At 44.8% G+C, this 13,958-nt stretch carries 12 protein-coding genes; 4 read left to right on the forward strand and 8 right to left on the reverse strand.

The window, feature by feature from the left end; all coding sequences use genetic code 11:
* Nucleotides 1–58 precede the first annotated feature (58 nt).
* From AB3N00_RS13335 to AB3N00_RS13365, 7 genes are all read right to left on the reverse strand, one after another.
* Nucleotides 59–538: a hypothetical protein gene (locus AB3N00_RS13335; RefSeq protein WP_413034947.1), complete on the reverse strand. Its 480-nt coding sequence runs from the start codon at nt 536–538 to the stop codon at nt 59–61.
* Between the two features lie 75 nt (nt 539–613).
* Nucleotides 614–1,120: a hypothetical protein gene (locus AB3N00_RS13340; protein ID WP_413034948.1), complete on the reverse strand. Its 507-nt coding sequence runs from the start codon at nt 1,118–1,120 to the stop codon at nt 614–616.
* A gap of 6 nt (nt 1,121–1,126) precedes the next feature.
* Nucleotides 1,127–2,302, reverse strand: a complete 1,176-nt coding sequence (locus AB3N00_RS13345) for a WXG100 family type VII secretion target (protein ID WP_413034949.1) — start codon at nt 2,300–2,302, stop codon at nt 1,127–1,129.
* A 141-nt stretch (nt 2,303–2,443) separates the two neighbouring features.
* Nucleotides 2,444–2,998 carry a hypothetical protein gene (locus AB3N00_RS13350; RefSeq protein WP_413034950.1) on the reverse strand — a complete coding sequence of 185 codons (555 nt, stop codon included), beginning with the start codon at nt 2,996–2,998 and terminating at the stop codon, nt 2,444–2,446.
* Between the two features lie 73 nt (nt 2,999–3,071).
* Nucleotides 3,072–3,287, reverse strand: coding sequence for a hypothetical protein (locus AB3N00_RS13355; protein ID WP_413034951.1), 216 nt, complete (start codon nt 3,285–3,287; stop codon nt 3,072–3,074).
* 144 nt (nt 3,288–3,431) lie between these two features.
* The gene (locus tag AB3N00_RS13360; RefSeq protein WP_413034952.1) at nt 3,432–3,911 is read right to left on the reverse strand and encodes a hypothetical protein; all 480 of its coding nucleotides are present in this window, start codon (nt 3,909–3,911) and stop codon (nt 3,432–3,434) included.
* A 406-nt stretch (nt 3,912–4,317) separates the two neighbouring features.
* A complete protein-coding gene (locus tag AB3N00_RS13365) occupies nt 4,318–4,797 on the reverse strand; it encodes a DinB family protein (protein ID WP_413034953.1) in 480 nt (159 codons plus the stop codon).
* 311 nt (nt 4,798–5,108) lie between these two features.
* Here AB3N00_RS13365 and AB3N00_RS13370 point away from each other — a divergent pair, with 311 nt between their 5' ends.
* Together AB3N00_RS13370 and AB3N00_RS13375 are read left to right on the forward strand one after the other, a co-directional pair.
* Entirely contained in the window at nt 5,109–6,515 is a 1,407-nt protein-coding gene (locus AB3N00_RS13370; protein ID WP_413034954.1) for a stalk domain-containing protein, read from the forward strand.
* A 45-nt stretch (nt 6,516–6,560) separates the two neighbouring features.
* Nucleotides 6,561–7,007, forward strand: a complete 447-nt coding sequence (locus tag AB3N00_RS13375) for a hypothetical protein (RefSeq protein ID WP_413034955.1) — start codon at nt 6,561–6,563, stop codon at nt 7,005–7,007.
* Between the two features lie 148 nt (nt 7,008–7,155).
* Here the strand turns inward: AB3N00_RS13375 and AB3N00_RS13380 are convergent, their stop codons facing one another.
* Nucleotides 7,156–10,614 carry a glycoside hydrolase family 2 TIM barrel-domain containing protein gene (locus AB3N00_RS13380; protein ID WP_413034956.1) on the reverse strand — a complete coding sequence of 1,153 codons (3,459 nt, stop codon included), beginning with the start codon at nt 10,612–10,614 and terminating at the stop codon, nt 7,156–7,158.
* A 423-nt stretch (nt 10,615–11,037) separates the two neighbouring features.
* Here AB3N00_RS13380 and AB3N00_RS13385 point away from each other — a divergent pair, with 423 nt between their 5' ends.
* Both AB3N00_RS13385 and AB3N00_RS13390 read left to right on the forward strand, forming a co-directional pair.
* Nucleotides 11,038–11,619, forward strand: coding sequence for a hypothetical protein (locus AB3N00_RS13385; RefSeq protein WP_413034957.1), 582 nt, complete (start codon nt 11,038–11,040; stop codon nt 11,617–11,619).
* A gap of 257 nt (nt 11,620–11,876) precedes the next feature.
* On the forward strand, nt 11,877–13,649 hold the full coding sequence (locus AB3N00_RS13390; RefSeq protein WP_413034958.1) for an alpha-glycosidase: 1,773 nt from the start codon (nt 11,877–11,879) through the stop codon (nt 13,647–13,649).
* Nucleotides 13,650–13,958 lie beyond the last annotated feature (309 nt).

Genomic DNA, 13,958 nt, shown 5'->3' on the forward strand with positions numbered 1-13,958 from the left:
GCAATTCTAAAACATTGTTGCCTGTCGTGACTATGATATAACACCCTGATGCCATCAATTAGCTACCAAAAAGCGTATAATTGATACTTTTAAGAATTTCGCTGTATTGGTCTTCGAGCAATTCAAGATATTTTCCGTTAAAGGTGTAATTTCCATCTCTATAGAAAAATATCTCTTCTCCTGATGTATGATAAAATAACCCATCTACTTTGAGAGATTCTAAGATAGAAAAAGAAACTTCGTACATCGTTTTATAACAAAGTTCAAATTGTTCGTTATTCTCTAACTCATAAGATATTGTTTGTTCATAAACAAAGTCCTCTTCTTGAAACATAGTTTCATAAGTAGCCGCCGGATGATTGGGTGGAAAATTATTTTCATAAACACTTATTCTCAGACCATTGGCTAGAGCAAATTCATCAATTGACAATGATTTTTGTTGTTTGTTTGTATAACGAAATTCAAGATTTTTACTTCCTAATAATTCTTTTAACCATAACGCCTCTTCTTTTCCATTAACCTTTAGAGAATATTCCATGGACTTTTCTCTCCTGAATATGCAAATCCTCAAACTATTGAAATTGAATTGTACAGCGCATCAATAACAAGATTTCTATTCAGCTTTGAAACTCCTCTCAATATAATGACAGTTAAGAAGTTTTAAGCTTTCTTTAGTAATATACTTGATTTGATACTCATCTAAATCATTATTTACAAGCAAGACATTGTTGGTTCTCTTCATTATTGGAAAGGATCTATCATCTAGCAAAAGTACATCGCCTTCCACAACAGATAACAATTGCCCCACTGTTTCAATCAATTTCAACCAACTTGTATCAAAGGTCTGTGAGAACAGTTGAATATTGATTCGCATATTTGTATTTACGCTATAATATTTCAGATTCATCTCGTGGTATTCTTCCATTTCACCATCTTCATCATCCAAATCAATATCAATTGTTAAATATTCTGATTCAATGTAAACATATTGATACCCTAATTTATGCTGCAATTTTTCGACTTTGACTTCCTTACCTATAACTTCTTTCATTATTTCAAAAATAATATTACCTATTTTTTCTGCCTCAGAGCTATTATTTATAAATAGTTCGTAGTCCACCTTCTACTACCTCCCAAAAACTTTTGTGATTTTCCCATCCTTAATCATAGTTAGCTCATCCAAGTGCTTTAAGTTTGCTTGTGGATTTGTCTGCCTCAAAATAGTTTCCAGGAGTTCATCTATTTTCTCCGAAGGGTAATCATCCAGGTTCAGCACAATTCTTTGCGCCTGATTTTTCGTTTTGTTTTTTATTTTCGCACAAATACTATCAATTGGAGTATCAGTATCAGGTGAATAACAATCAAAAACTCTTCCTTCAATTATAAAATCTGGATTTTTTCCTTTTTTGATACCATAACCATTCCCGCCAACAACTTCATCTAACATTTCTATATCATAACCCTGTTCTGCGAGTAAATTAGCAGATTCATTTTGCCTAACATTTCCTCGTCCACCTTCAACATTAGCATAATTTCCTTTAGGGATTCCCCCTAGTGGTAGAGAAGGTTCTATTAGGTTATTCCTACTGTAACTGCCTGCCCCCCCAGTTCCCTTTCCTGCCTCCGGCTTACTTCCACCCGATCCTCCCAGATCGCTATGCTTGTTCTCAACAGTCCTAAACGCTTTGCCAAAGAAAGCATAGGCCAATACCTGACCTGCCATCGATCCGCTGTAATAACCCAGTCCATCCTGATCGACCTGTTTTTTCTGCTCTTCTACAAATTGCTCGACATCAGATCTTGCCGTTCCCGTTCCCCAATATGCATCCCAAGCAAACTTAATGCCTCGCCCTGCATCGACAACTTTGCCAAGAGTCATCGCATAGGCAACACTAGCCACCGTGCCGAACGGATCATAAAAGAGCGCCTCGGCCGTCTGCCCCATTCCGTTTACCGTTTCTCCAACTGAACCATCCGCAAGCCCCTTAGCAAAGGTTGGTTTAAGCTCCTCGGGAATATAGAGCGCAACCTCGCCTGAACCATCTGTCGTCCTGAAATTTTTGGCTACAAAGGTAAACTCATTCTGTATTTTATCCAAGAGACCCAATGTCGTAGGGAAAACTTCTTTTACTTGCATGAAGTCCCAAAAAAATCGTTCTCCTGTTACGCCAGACCAATCGGATTGTAAGAGATAGATCGACTTTTCAAGTTCCCAGACCATCCGCTCGAGTTCCTGTTTCTTTTGCTGAACGAACCTCGCCTTTTCATCTAATACATCGGGATGAACCTCAATTCGCTGCATTCCTCTTCACCGCCAACTTGACCGTAGTATATATACCTAAATTTTAACAAGTCGGAAGGGGTATTGGAATCAAACGAGGGATTCATTTTCTCTAAGGTTATACGGTAGTCGAGCAACATTCTATAGAATGTAATTTTCGCATTAGTGCACACCTTGAATTCCTCGAATTGAAATGATCTTAGACGAATCCATTGTGGGAACAAAGGCGACAGCCCCATCACGGTCTTCACCTGATATTATCATGCCAATGACCACCATCTCTTGAGTTGATATTTTTATCCAAGATAACAACTCCTGTTCTTGTCCCACGTAAATATTCCCTGGTATCCACATCGATGTTGTTATCTCGTCGTACGTTTGGTTCATATCTTCCGTATGTATGACAGAAAAAGAATACTCTCGCACTGTAGGCAACTCCTCCTCCCTCACAAACAACTCGGAGGCAGGACAATGAACTACTTCCTCACTCAATGTAGCAGGGATCAAATTTCCAAGTTTGTACGCATATTTAGCCTCAGGTGCAGCCTGAATCACCCCTCCATTGTTAATCAGTTTAACTTGAAGTCCACTTCTGAAGCCCACATAGTCTCCTAAAATGAGACCATCCTTGTTATGAACCGTTATTGTTGACGGGATCACTCGGTTTCCACGCAATCGAACAGGCTTATCTTCTCTTTCAATTAATATAAATGACAAGTTCCCCTCTCCATTTCTTCTTTATTGTAAGTATCTTCTGTTCTAAGCACCCCTCTACGATCGCCCACCAATACTATGTTCCCTTACCGGTTAATCCTAGTCTATCTAGCAGACTTCCACTAGTAATATTTATTTTCAGACGATAGTCACCATTGGGGCAGATCACTGCCGGAGGTAGTCCCTGCTCTACTGTTTGATAAGCTAATATTTCTCCACAAAGAGGACAATGCACTACCTCTCCTTTTATTACTCGATTTAATATCTCTACATCTGTCATCTTACTATCCAAAGTTCTCCCTCCCTTCCTAAAGATACATATCTGGATAGAGTGTTTTTACATCATAAATATTTGCACGTACTTTATATGATTAATTTTATCTTTCTATTGGTTAATTCATGCACAGTGTCAGAATTTTTCAAATTCCAGCTATAATTACACTCCAACTAGAGTGATTGTCTTACCTTGGATAAACAAGGAGAGAGTATCGCTTGTTTTTTCAGTGCGAACATCGACGTTTGTTATTATTTCCTCCTTTTCAAATGCAACAAAGGAGATTATATCAACATAAATCCTCACTTGTTTAATATTTAGGCTCTCATTATCAATCTCTATCTCAATCCTTTTTATGTCTTCGTCAGAACGCAAAATCTCTCTTAAACTATAGACATTTTTATTTTCTTGAACTTCCTTATCCATTTTCCTACCTAATAAGCTTAAGAGAACTTGATAATTCGGTTCGCCGACTTTAAATATATTAATCAACTTAATAATTAGTTCACTTAGAGAAATGCTTCTTAATTCCTGTTCCATCCTATCTCTTGAATCATCTAGAAACCAAGACTCCAACTCCACTACAGTATCATCTATAATCCCAGAAACATATGGCTTGGTATAAAGGAAATCTTTATTCATTTTTCAACCAACCTTCTTGAAATTTCCCATACCTTCTTATCAATTAAAACCCTCCAAACTTTTAAACTGGTTAATATATATTATAATCCAAAAAAAAGCCAAAACCTCATTTCCAGAAAGGAGCCTGTCCACTTGAACAAAAGAAGTATCATCATAGCTATAATCATAGGCCTTATTGTATTCATTCTCCCCTTCATACTGTACTTTGCAGTTGAAGTGTCTGATGAATCAGCACCTCCGGAAAGCACTCACTCTCCATATACACTGGAACTGAAAAAGAGTTAATTCATGATCACCATGAGTTAACTCTTTCTTGTTGTCTATTCCAAGGCTTTTCAAATGCATATAAAAATTTGATACATGCTCCACAGGATTTTCCTATCTACAATTTTAATATATGTAGCCATCAACCTGCGGGAGATACACTCAGACATCTACGAATGGACTGAATGTACCCCAGGTGGTACCACTCATGGTAGAGTGTACGCGGAATCACTTCACCGATCGTACTCATGCCAAGTTCGCTTTCTCGCAGCAAAGGCTCTTCCAAACGACCCGCAAATTTGCTCTTCAATTGGTCCGGCTGCACCCTTAAGCGCTCCATCAATTCCGTCCAGGTTGGGGGTGCAGTATCCCATGTTGCCGGGCTTGTCCCGTAACCGAAGAACTTTGCATAGTCAGGGGGAACTTCCGACTCGTCAGCAATGAGATAATGAAACCACATATCCTGGTCCAGAATGATGTGTCCCACATTCCACAGGATGGAGTTATTGAATCCCTTCGGTACGTCATGAACCTGTGCTTCATCCATAGAGTCACACACGTGCAGCGTAAATTGCCTCACATCCTGCAGTTGATTCCATAGTACATCTTCATTAAAATTCATGGTTCGCCTCCTTATTTTCACAGAAATATTCAGCCATTCAAATATCATAGTGTCATTCTTGTTTTCAATATATAGGAATTTTATCATTTCTTTGTAACTACTTCACTCCCCTGAACGTTTACAAAGATAGAAATGTGGTTGACCCCAAATCCCACACGAAAAAGAGGCGAATCTCATGCGCTGGCTGAAGCCATCTGATCATAAAGTGGTACAAGAACAATTCCCCTTAACGCTTGATTCCCGTGTAAAAAGTAAACCTGCTCGTAGATTGGCGCCTGGCGGTCGCTTCTACTTGTTTAACCACAATCCTATTGACCGGGCTGGGCCACGGCTCCATATCATATGCAGCAACAAATTCGGTGCCATTCGGCCGTACATCTACTGTCCTTACCACACCAACAGCCACAGAAAACAAACTTCACTATACCGCTGTGGAAGGTGCTTATTATTATACAATCGCACTGCGAAGTGACGGTTCCGTATGGGCTTGGGGTCGCAATATGTTCGGAGAGCTTGGTGTCAGTGAAGAAATTCGCTACCGCCATACGTCCAGTCCGATTCGTATTCCGGGGCTTGAGCATGTTACGAACATCTCAGTCTCCGGCAGTGGCAATAATGCAGCCGTTCAGGCGGATGGAACCGTCTGGGAATGGGGTGCTGGTAAACTCCCCTACAAAGTCGAAGGCATCACCTCTGCGAAGGATGTGGTGGCCGGTTCTTTCAACATCGCCCTTCTCCAGAACGGTACGGTCATGTCATGGCAGCGCCCAGGGGCTCAAGCAATCAACTCTGAAGTTGTTCACCGTCCACAGGCAATAAGCGGATTAAAAGATATCATCCAGGTAGGATCAACTGGCCAACAAGGATATGCCTTGAAGAAGGATGGCTCCGTATGGACATGGGACGAATCAAACCAACCTGGCAAATCCCCGTCCAAACCAACCAAGTTAAAGGGTCTGTCCAACATTTCCTCAATCACTAGGTCAGATACGTCCCTGCTTGCACTGGATCAGAACGGGAAAGTCTGGGGCCTGGACGAAAAAGGCAAACCACTTACTTTCCATCACGACCTCAACGTAAAGAAGCTGGACGGAAATTCATACTATACACTCTTGTTAACTACTTCTGGAGACGTGTATAGCTACGGGCGAACCGTGACAGGTAAAGAAGGCAAAGTAAATCATTTGTCCGGTATCACTGATGTTTCGGCAGGGTATTATCATAGCCTTGCGCTTTCCGCTGATGGAACTGTCTGGGGTTGGGGAGGTGACAAGTATCAGGAGGCTGGGGCACCTGCAACGTCATCTGGAGGCATGGTTTACAAACCCGTTCAGGCCAAGCTCGGCACCGATGTGTATATTAACGATGAATTGTTCCAGTCCATGTATTCAGCTGTCCAGACCTCAAATACCGTCCAAGTTCCCGTCAAAGCCATAGCTGCAGCAATTGATGCAACATTTGAAGTTCACATGGCGAACGGTTTAATTGAAGGTTATACGTTAAAATATGAGGATCATACCCTCACAATCCGTCCAAACGAGACGAAGGCAATCGTGAAATCTGCGACATCCTCTGCAGCTCAATCCATCTCACTACCAGAACCGATAAGCAATTATTCGGGTGCGAAGACCGTGCCCTTTGAAGTATTTGAGGCCTTGGGGTTGGATGTGAAATGGGATGTGCAAAAAAGGATGTTAACGATTAAAAGTGTTAAATAGCAACGTGAAATTGAGATTTCACGAATTTCCAGGAGGATTACTTTAATGTGGTTTAAAAAAATGATAAGTGCAGGGATGGCCCTATCTGTCCTGCTGCTGCCTACAAATACTCTTGATGCAGAACGTTTTGTACCCGCTGAACCGCTACCTAAGATCGTCAACGCTGCAGAAGCTCCCATGAAGTCAGATCCGAATGCTCTTCTCATTCTTCAGACTCATCATGAAGGCCGTTCAGCATACACCGGAAGCTTCACGATGGTTGCAGACAATGGAACACTTGCAGACATCATCATCGAAAATCATAGTGACCACCCCATGTATATGAACCTGTATGTTGACGATTACAGTGAGCCTATGGAGACCACGATCAGCAAAAATAGTGAGAAAACCGTCAATCTCCTTGCTTTACAGGACACTGATGTCAAGGTGTATATCTACAGCAGAATAGGTCATGACATGGACCTCTCCATACGTGCAGAACAATTCCGCTAAACATTAATCTCTCGAATATCTTACATACCAAAATCCCCTTCACGCGTGAGGTACAGGTTCACTTGAACATGAACCCTGCACCACCTTGAAGGGGATATATTCTAACTTTATTTCATTCTTACTTTAAAGCCTACTCCTTTAATATCACTTACTTCTCAAACCGGAACCAGCCAAAGTCAAACTGACTTCCAGGCAGGAAGATAAAGGTCACCTTCTGCTCGCCTGATACCTGCTCAAGCTCAAACACCCGCTCCTCATATCCCTCGGACTGCGTGAACTCAACCAACTGGTTGCTCTGTCCTCCTTCACCTGCGAAGCGAATATGGATCGTGTTTATATCAATCGGTGAACGGCCATAGATAACGAGCTTCGAGGTACCTTCTGCTGTAAAGTCCATATTTTCAAACTCCAGCGATACGTTATTTCCGATACCCTCGACATAGTCTTCTTGGATTGTAAACGTGTCGCCGTAGAGATGATCGCATGATGCCGCTGTGTTCTGCTCGAACGCACGACTCTGACGCTCGAACGAGAAGCCTTTGATATGAATCTTCTGCTTTGTTACAAAGCAGATCGACGTAATCCCGCTGAGTCGCTTGGACAGTTGGTACGTTTCCTCCTGATATACATTCCATCTGGATTCTTTGTCATACACCACATCTGCAAGCATTGTGCTTCCCTCTTCATCCGGCATCCCTTCCCAGATCTGAATGAAGTACTCCTCACTGGACAATGCAAAGATCGGAATCGTAATCGTATCAGAGCCGTACGGCCCGAAGTCGATATTGCGGAACCCGACATGCGTTTCGCCATCGCGACTTGTCGCTACACCGCGTTCATTACCGTTACCGACATCACCTTTGGTGTAATCGTAAAGTCCGCCAGTAATGAAGCCGTACGGATCTTTATAGGCTGTTCCCAGACCCGCTGCTTTGAACTCAAGCTGCGAGATCAGCTTTGTTTTATCCGTACCATTACTGCTCGTTGCCCGAAGACGGAATTCGCCATCGCCCAGCGCTGACACGCGTGCTTCCAGACCATTTGCTTCGACCTTGGCAATGTTGGACTCAATGCCGGCATCGTTCACAACGGCCCACTCAATGTCACGGTAGGAGGTGTTCTCAGGATACAGTTTGGCGGTAACCACCATTTCCTGGGTCGACGGATCGAATGCCTGCCCCGCTTTGCTAATAATCTCGATTTTCCGCAAAGGAATCTCCTGCGCGCGTCCAGTGAGCACCGGACGTTCCTCGTTCTTCGTCAACGCGGTTTGTCCCTGAATTGCAACGGATGCGGACGTACTCCCTACTTCGCCATCCACTGCCTTCGCTTCGAACTCACCCACTGCACTTTCCAATCCTTCGGAGGTCACCTCAATCCGGATCGTTCCCGGTTCGGTTGTTGCCCCGATAATCGCCATCAGCTTGCCGCTGAACAATCTTCTGCTGAGCCCTTTGTATGGATCGTAATCCGTACTGTCCCCGTTATCCAGACCGAGCAGACGCCCAGCACCTGTCACATTGACGTGTACACGGTTGTTTGCATTTTGCACAAGATTGCCAGCTTCATCTTCCACTTGGATCTCCACGAAAATAAGATCGGTACCGTTCGCTTGCAGTTGACCCTTATCGGCCTGCAGACGAACCTTCTTCGCATCCGTATAGGATCTTTGCACATCGGTTGCAATCACGCTGCCGTTTTCATCATAAGCGATCGCTTTAAGTTCACCCTCTTCATACGGCACTTTCCACCAGCCGACCAGTTGGGTACCGTTCGCATGATCAATATCATACGTTCCGATTGTCTTGCCGTTCAGCTGCAATTCAATCTTCGGCGCATTACTGCACACGCGTACATCGATCAGCTGACCAGGGCTGAAATCCCAGTAAGGGAACAGATGCACCATTGGACTCTTTTTGTAATCGGTCCAGGCCGCTTGGTAGATATAGTAGGAATCTTTCGGGAACGTTGCGGTATCCAGCTGTCCAAAATAGGAATTCTTCGTATGATATGGCGTCGGCTCTCCGATATAGTCGAACCCGGTCCACAGGAATTGCCCCAGTGAATACGGTCGATCCCGCTCAGCCAAAATACAGTATTCTGCCGACTTCGCGCCCCAGCTTGTCGTACTGTTCCCCAGTGCGGAGCACTGCTCGTCATCATCTGCCAGGATGGATTGTTCAAACGGGAAGTGGTAGATCCCCCGACTCTGTACAACCGAAGAAGTCTCACTGCCATAGATGATCCAGTCCGGATGCTCTTCGTGGTGCTTATCGTAATACTTTTCCGCGTAGTTATAGCCAGCCAGCTTCACGATATCAGCGCACTTTTGCGCATTTTCCCAAGGCATATAGTTCGAACCGATGGTTACGCCTGCATTGCCTTTTGGATCGAATTCCAGTACATAATCCATCAGCATCCGGGTGACTTCCTGTCCCCGCTCATCTGCGTGGGTATCATAGATTTCATTTCCGATACTCCACATGACCAGACTTGGATGGTTGCGGTCCCGCTTCACCCAGCTCTTCACGTCGGTGTGTGCCCATTCAGGGAAAAATCTCGCATAATCATAAGGGGTCTTGGATCTTTCCCACATATCGAAGGCTTCCGAAACGATCAGCATGCCCATCTCATCCGCGAGCTCCATGAACTCCTTGGCAGGCATATTGTGCGCAGTCCGGATGGCGTTAACGCCCATCTCCCGCAGCAGATTGAATCTTCTGCGAAGTGCCGTCAGGTTAAAAGCCGCACCGAGCGCGCCCAGATCATGGTGTTCACACACACCATTCATTTTCATTTTGACCCCGTTCAGGTGGAACCCTTCATTCGCATCCAGCTTGATGTCCCTGAAGCCGATACGTTGGGATACCGACTCGATGGTCTGCACGTTTTGGTCCGAATCCGTCAATTGCAGCTCTGTTACCAGTTCATACAGGTTCGGTTCATCCGTGCTCCACAGTTTCGGGTTCTCCACCACGAGCTGTTGACTGTCCGTTACTGCATTCTCATCTCCAGCAGCTGCCGTAACCTCCGCTTTGTTGGAAGCAATGACCTGACCCTCATACCGGATCGTATGCACAAGCTGTGCGTTCTGATCAAGGTTCAGCTCCGTATCCAATTCAACCTGCCAGCCCGATGGCTGCTGCTTAATCGAGACATAGATGCCATCGGTCACGATGTGATTACGGTCTCTCGTTTTGAGCCATACATTACGATAGATCCCGGCCCCAGAATACCACCTGCTGTTGGGACTTTGGTGAACCACTTTCACGACTATCTCATTATCGCCTTCCACTAATGCATTCGTGATTTCATGTTCAAACGCGGAATATCCGTACTTCCATTCTCCTACCAGTTGGCCGTTCACATATACGGAAGAGTCCATGTAAACGCCGTCAAAACAAAGCAGAAGCTGCTGCTCATCCTTCGTATACGGGAATGTTTTGCGATACCATCCAATGCTGTCCTCGTACAGGTCGAGTGTATTGTAGATCAGCCAATCATGGGGAAGTTCCACAGGTTCAAAAGCCAGCCCCCCAGCTTCCGTAACATCCAGTTTACTTTTCGCAAATTGCCATCCATCATTAAAAAGCTTTTTCTGGTTCATCGCTATTCTCACTTTCTGCGTGATTTGTGATTACGGTTACAAAAGAATAAAGATCCGCACCGATAACCTTTTCGGAATATGTGCGGCGAGACATTAACACTCCATCCGATTATACCATCTGACCGATCCTATGTACGGCAATTTCATGCATATTTTGGTGAGAATATATGAACAATCCACACCAGTGATTCTCCTCTTGGGATGGTATGACCACTGCTCTTCTTCGGCTGAGAGTTCATATTTGAACACATGGATATTCCTTTATACCTATTTTTAATATCTTTAAGGTCAGTCTTAGGATTCAAATTCAGGAAACAAAGAAGATATCCATGATTCTGTAAATCAATTCCTGTAATATCTTGTAGGTCTATGTTAGATTATCCATTGGAATAAAATCACATCTATAGATAGGGGACATGGAACATGAAGAAGAGATCTTGGGTTTTATCAATCATTATGAGTTTTGTTTTGCTGGGCGGGGTATTCGCTCCTGCAGGTTCCTATGCAGCTGCGGCGGAAGACTCTACCACTACATATTCGGAAGAAGGTTACTCGGAAGTTGACACAACGGAAGAAGAGCCTGTACTTTCGGCTGACGAGCAAGATTTCCTGGATTACATGGATGCCCTCGTGGAGACGACAGTTTATGAGAAGAAAGCTCTGGATGCCATTGGTGGCAGCACGTATGTGACATCTTCCAATCGCAAGTCCATCTTCCTGAAATTGAACAATACTGCGGTTCCCAACTACACCAAGTATGTATCCATGCTGAAACAGATCAAACCGGAAAACGCAGAACTGAAAAAAATTCATGCCAAACTGGTTAAAGGAAGCTACGCTCAGCTTGAAGGATACCTGTTGTTCAAAAAATCCGTTTCCAAAACGAAAGTAAACAGCGCGGTTCTTAAGCAAGGTAATGCCAAAATTGCAACAGGCATCAAAGGCATTGAGCAGTACAACAAAGAAATCAAAGCTTATGCGAAAGCACTCGGCTACGATCTGTAAAATAGCAACAAATATTATCCCTAGACGAAATCACCCGGACATGAACATAAAAAAACACCTCTTTTTCAATTTTAAATAAATTGAGAATTCAGGAAAAAAAAGTGTTTTCTTTTTCCGGGATAATTCGTATAATAGCCGTATAATCAAAAGGCTATGCTGCCGAAAGGTACAACCTCGTGAACAATGGAGGTTGTGCCTTTTTTGCGTTTTTATGGCCGCATGTCATCTGAATTTCATCTGACAAGGAGTGATTCAACATGATTCTTGAAGCCATTTACCACCGTCCCAAAATGAACTGGTCCTATGCCTACGACCGCTCCACGATGCACCTGCGTCTTCGTTCCAAACGCGGTGATCTGGATGCGGTGATTGCCATCACCGGGGATAAGTATGCGTGGGAGCAGACCGTCACCCATACGCCCATGCGTATCTTCGCCCGGGATGAACTATTCGATTATTGGGAAGTCGAAACCCAACCTCCTTACCGAAGACTCCGTTACGGCTTCCAGCTGATCGAGGGAGAGAACACTGTCTGGATGACGGAACGGGGATTCGAGAACGCCCTGCCCGATCATCCACTGGAATTTTTTGATTTTCCGTTTATGAACCCGGTCGACATTTTCGAACCGCCTGCCTGGGTCAAGGATGCTGTGTTTTATCAGATCTTTCCCGAGCGCTATGCGATTGGCGACCCATCCATCAGTCCGAAAAACGCCGAGCCCTGGGGAGGAGAACCAACGCCAGTGAATTTCTTCGGCGGCGACCTGCAGGGTGTCCTTGATCATCTGGATCACCTGAGCCAGCTTGGCGTAAATGCCATCTATTTCTGTCCTCTGTTCGAGGCCACCACGAATCATAAGTACAATACAGCCGACTATATGAAAGTTGACCCACATTTCGGAACGAATGAACAACTGAAAGAACTGGTGGATGCGTGTCATCAGCGCGGCATACGTGTTGTTCTGGATGCGGTATTCAATCATTCCGGAAGAGAGTTTCCTCCTTTTGCTGACGTACTCGCAAACGGAGCAGCTTCCCCTTATGCTGACTGGTTCTACGTGAGGGATTGGCCGCCGCGCATCGAGGATGGCATACCCACCTACGACACCTTTGCATTTGAACCGCTCATGCCGAAGCTGAACACGGAGCTTCCCGAGGTTAAGGCTTATCTGCTGGAAGTGGCACGTTACTGGATTGAGGAGATGGATATCGACGGATGGCGACTGGATGTAGCGAATGAAGTGGATCATCAGTTCTGGCGTGAATTCCGTCAGACGGTAAAATCCATTAAACCTGACGCCTACCTGCTCGGCGAGATCTGGCATGATTCCATCATGTGGCTTCAGGGGGACCAGTTTGATGCGGTAATGAATTATCCGTTCACCAATTCGGTTCTGGACTATGTCGTTCATGGCAAACTCGACGGACTGGGCTTCGCCAATGAGATCGGTAAACTGCTCGCAGCCTATTCCCGGCCAGTGACCGAAGCTGCCTTCAATCTGCTGGGCAGCCATGATACGCCAAGACTGCTGACCTTGTGTGACGGGGATGTACGCAAGATGAAGCTTGCCGTTATGCTGCTGCTCACGTATCCTGGCGCACCTTGCATCTATTACGGGGATGAAGTCGGGCTGGATGGTGGGTATGATCCGGGCTGTCGCAAGTGTATGGAATGGGATGAAAGCAAACAGAACCGTGAGCTATTGGACTTCTTCACCCAGACGATCGCCCTGCGGAAAAAACACCCTGCACTACGAAGCACCGAACTGAAGATTCTTCATGCCGAAGCCGGAGATCCGTGCATTGCACTGGAACGAGTGGATTCGGGTACAGGCGAGCGTTTCCTCATTGTACTGAACGCCGGCGAAGAGTCATCCAGCATTGACTTGCCTCTGACCAATCAGAGCGTCTGGCGCGACTTGTTTACATCCAATTCTATAGCAGCCAAGCAGAACAAACTGTCCCTGGAGCTGGAAGCATACAGCTTCTCCCTCTTGCAGCTCGATGTGAAACAGCCTGCGGAGGCCTGACAGAGCTTCTTCCTCAAAGACAACACCATGAAGCATTAATGTAGGTTATGTGTACATCACGCAACCGCCATTGGCTAACCAGCGTATCAATTTTGTCGATGCGTCACTGCATCTCCTCCCTTTCCACCAAAAAAGCGGGCTGGACGCTGAGCACGTTCAGACCGCTTTCATAATAGATAGTCCACAGGAAACTAGAAAAAAAATGCTCCTAAAAAAGTTATTGACATAAGATCCAATATTTCTTACGATAACCTTGTGATCATAACTCGAGGGCCATGCTTTTAAACCCCAGTGGTTTAGGACAACCCC

Source organism: Paenibacillus xylanilyticus (assembly GCF_047246825.1).
Classification (GTDB): Bacteria; Bacillota; Bacilli; order Paenibacillales; family Paenibacillaceae; genus Paenibacillus; species Paenibacillus xylanilyticus_B.

Coding starts and splice junctions, on each gene's coding strand:
- AB3N00_RS13365 (WP_413034953.1), bottom strand. CDS start 4,797: ATGAATTTTAATGAAGATGTACTATGGAATCAACTGCAGGATGTGAGG.
- AB3N00_RS13375 (WP_413034955.1), top strand. CDS start 6,561: ATGTGGTTTAAAAAAATGATAAGTGCAGGGATGGCCCTATCTGTCCTG.
- AB3N00_RS13390 (WP_413034958.1), top strand. CDS start 11,877: ATGATTCTTGAAGCCATTTACCACCGTCCCAAAATGAACTGGTCCTAT.
- AB3N00_RS13385 (WP_413034957.1), top strand. CDS start 11,038: ATGAAGAAGAGATCTTGGGTTTTATCAATCATTATGAGTTTTGTTTTG.
- AB3N00_RS13380 (WP_413034956.1), bottom strand. CDS start 10,614: ATGAACCAGAAAAAGCTTTTTAATGATGGATGGCAATTTGCGAAAAGT.
- AB3N00_RS13345 (WP_413034949.1), bottom strand. CDS start 2,302: ATGCAGCGAATTGAGGTTCATCCCGATGTATTAGATGAAAAGGCGAGG.
- AB3N00_RS13335 (WP_413034947.1), bottom strand. CDS start 538: ATGGAATATTCTCTAAAGGTTAATGGAAAAGAAGAGGCGTTATGGTTA.
- AB3N00_RS13360 (WP_413034952.1), bottom strand. CDS start 3,911: ATGAATAAAGATTTCCTTTATACCAAGCCATATGTTTCTGGGATTATA.